The sequence below is a fragment of the Cryomorphaceae bacterium 1068 genome (assembly GCA_027214385.1).
Lineage (GTDB): Bacteria > Bacteroidota > Bacteroidia > Flavobacteriales_D > Cryomorphaceae > JAKVAV01.
The window spans coordinates 1-2,657 of sequence record JAPVXR010000032.1 but is presented as its reverse complement, the minus strand read 5'-3'; the positions used below and the strand labels follow the sequence as shown (position 1 = coordinate 2,657).

Here is a 2,657-nt window from a genome sequence, read left to right as displayed (position 1 = left end):
CAACTACACCATCACGCTTGATTGCTACGAAACTCTATCAGGTTCGGTAACTGTTGAGTGCATCGGTGGCGGACAAGGCGTATCGGTATTTGCAATCCCAGTAGAAATCGTTCTTGATACAGAAGTTACTCTAGAAGAGGGCAACATTCTGATTTCCTCTGCTACGGGGGTAACTTATCAGTGGATTGATTGTGCAACTGAAGAGCCGATCGAAGGTGCTACAAATCAATTTTTCGTTGCATTGGAAGAAGGTGAATATGCCGTGATTCTCACACAAAACAACTGTTCAGCAACGTCTGAATGCATCCCAACATCTACACCTTGTGAGTCACCTTACCCTGATGTAAACCCTGAAAGCTTAAACGCTACTATTCTTCCAAACGGAAAATTGCGTTTTGAGTGGGAGCCTATTTCCGGACAAATCGGCTGTCAAATCAACATCCTGGTTGGAGCAGGACCTCAGCAAGCCAGTATTATCAAACCAGGGCCGGATGCAAGTGTATTTACAGCTCCCGTTTCTCAATTAGTTCCGTTTACAACATACTTCTACAGAGTGAGATGTGGTTGTTCACAAAACCCATTAATTGTAGGGCAGTACACTCCGTATGCATCTGTGTTCTACTTACCTCCAACTATTACGGAAGAAATGGGTGATGCGTACGCTGACTCTCCGCTTTCTCAAATAGATGGAGATATACAATGGAGTAACGCTAGTCTAGGCGCAGACATTGTGAGCGAACTATTCGCTATGAAGGCTTCTGAGTCATGGGTTCGTGTAGGTCCAAACCCTGCACAAGACAATGTAAACCTATCTTATAATTCAATTAAAGAAGGACAGGGATTGATTCAAGTATTCGATGCTCAAGGAAAACTCGCTTTTGAAAAAGTAATGACTTTCAACGAAGGCTTGAACAATGTTAACTTGAACTTGAATGAGTTAGAAAACGGCTTTTACATCGTAGAAGTACTTAAAGGAGAGAGCCGTGAGTCAATCAGACTTTTGATGCAGTAAGAGTTGATATCATAAACGAGTCACTTTTGACTTAGAGAAGGCGATGCAGGAATTCCTGCATCGCTTTTTTCTTGAGCGAATATGAGGCATAAAAAAATCAAACTTTATCATTGGGATAGACTTATCCCTGCGTCTTGCATTCGACGTTGATTTTAAACTTGTATTTCTGACACAGGCTTTTTTTGCACAGATTTGTAAGATTCACGGACAGGTGTATTTGTTAATCTGAAGGAACTAAAAAAAACAGATTAAACTGTACTTATTGGGATATCAGGCTTCAATCCAAGAACATATATCCGATCAACAAGAAATTTCTTCACTGACATCAAGAGATCTTTTTAGGAGAGGGAGTGTCAGACGCAGTTGGTGGTAACAAGCGACTGAAAAAACCTTCTGGAACTTGATAACTCAAAGTGTGTGCAGAAAGCTTGCATTCTGAAGTAATACTTGACAATGAGATCATGAAATAATCTCAACCTTCAAGAACAGTGAATTCTAAGCTCAACGTTGAATCATATCATTCACCAATCGGAGAAAAGCATCAGCAGGCAGCGATTCAGATTACGAAAAAAGATCGGAATTGATTGTGAAGAGAAAATTATTTCCGTTTGGACTCTGCTCTAAGTTACTTTATTCTTTTACCTGAAGGAGTCAGTTTTAGTTTTGATATACAGTTGTTTACCCTTTTTTGTAGTAACGTTGTTCCAACTCTTTTTTAGGTGTAGTATCTAAGTGATTGCAAAACATATGTTCGGTTTTATTCTCCTTCTACATTTGTCACAGAAGAACCTAAACTAGGTTTTGAAAGATCATGAGATATTATCCCACATTAAATCCAAAGAGGTGAAAAAAAAGAAAACTGAAGTATCTGATAAAAAAGAAACTGATAAATCTTTTGACGCTCTTCTCGAAGAGATGGTCGAAGAAAATAAATCAGTCACCAGTGGTATCAAAAAGATTCTCAAGGATATCGAAAAAAGAAATAAACCGGACAATTAATACAGCCAAATTAAATCAACATGAAAAAAATTTACTCCTTATTTATTTGTTTGTTAATCGCTGCTGGTGCAGCATTTGGTCAATCAACGGTAACGCTCCGAGTTTTAGACAGCGGATCAAATGACCCTGTTGAAGGAGCAACGATTCAATCAATTTCATTCAATGGCCAGACAAATGCCTTAGGTGAAATTGTTATAAACAATGTTCCCGACGGAATTTATGACTTTACCGTGACGGCTGAGTGCTATTCACTCGGATTAGGGAGTGTAACAGTTGCAGGTGCAGACGTTGTAGATGAAACTGCGATTGACCCTGAGCCGACGAACAACGTATTCTTTTTCGTCGGATCGCCATTCACCCTTTCAGGAGCTACCATAAACTTGACTGGTCCGAACGGCTACGACGAGTCAATAGTGACTGGTGCCATACTGGGAGATCTCTTTGAAAATGTTCCAATAGGTGATTACAACTACACGATCACGCTTGACTGCTACGAAACGGTAACAGGAACGGTAACGGTAGAATGCCTCGGCGGTGGTCAAGGTGTTTCTGTATTTGAGAATCCACAAGAGATTACTTCCAACAATGTTTTCTTTTTCGTTGGATCACCATTCACCCTTGCAGGAGCTACAGTCAACATGACAGG

At 40.1% G+C, this 2,657-nt stretch carries 3 protein-coding genes; all 3 read left to right on the top strand.

Annotation, left to right across the window (positions count from 1 at the left end; all coding sequences use genetic code 11):
* The coding region (locus O3Q51_18315) for a T9SS type A sorting domain-containing protein (protein ID MCZ4410777.1) at positions 1–1,012 on the top strand (1,012 nt) is incomplete at its 5' end.
* Between the two features lie 843 nt (positions 1,013–1,855).
* Positions 1,856–2,011: a hypothetical protein gene (locus tag O3Q51_18310; protein ID MCZ4410776.1), complete on the top strand. Its 156-nt coding sequence runs from the start codon at positions 1,856–1,858 to the stop codon at positions 2,009–2,011.
* A gap of 20 nt (positions 2,012–2,031) precedes the next feature.
* A partial coding sequence (locus tag O3Q51_18305) for a hypothetical protein (GenBank protein MCZ4410775.1) occupies positions 2,032–2,657 on the top strand: 626 nt, incomplete at its 3' end.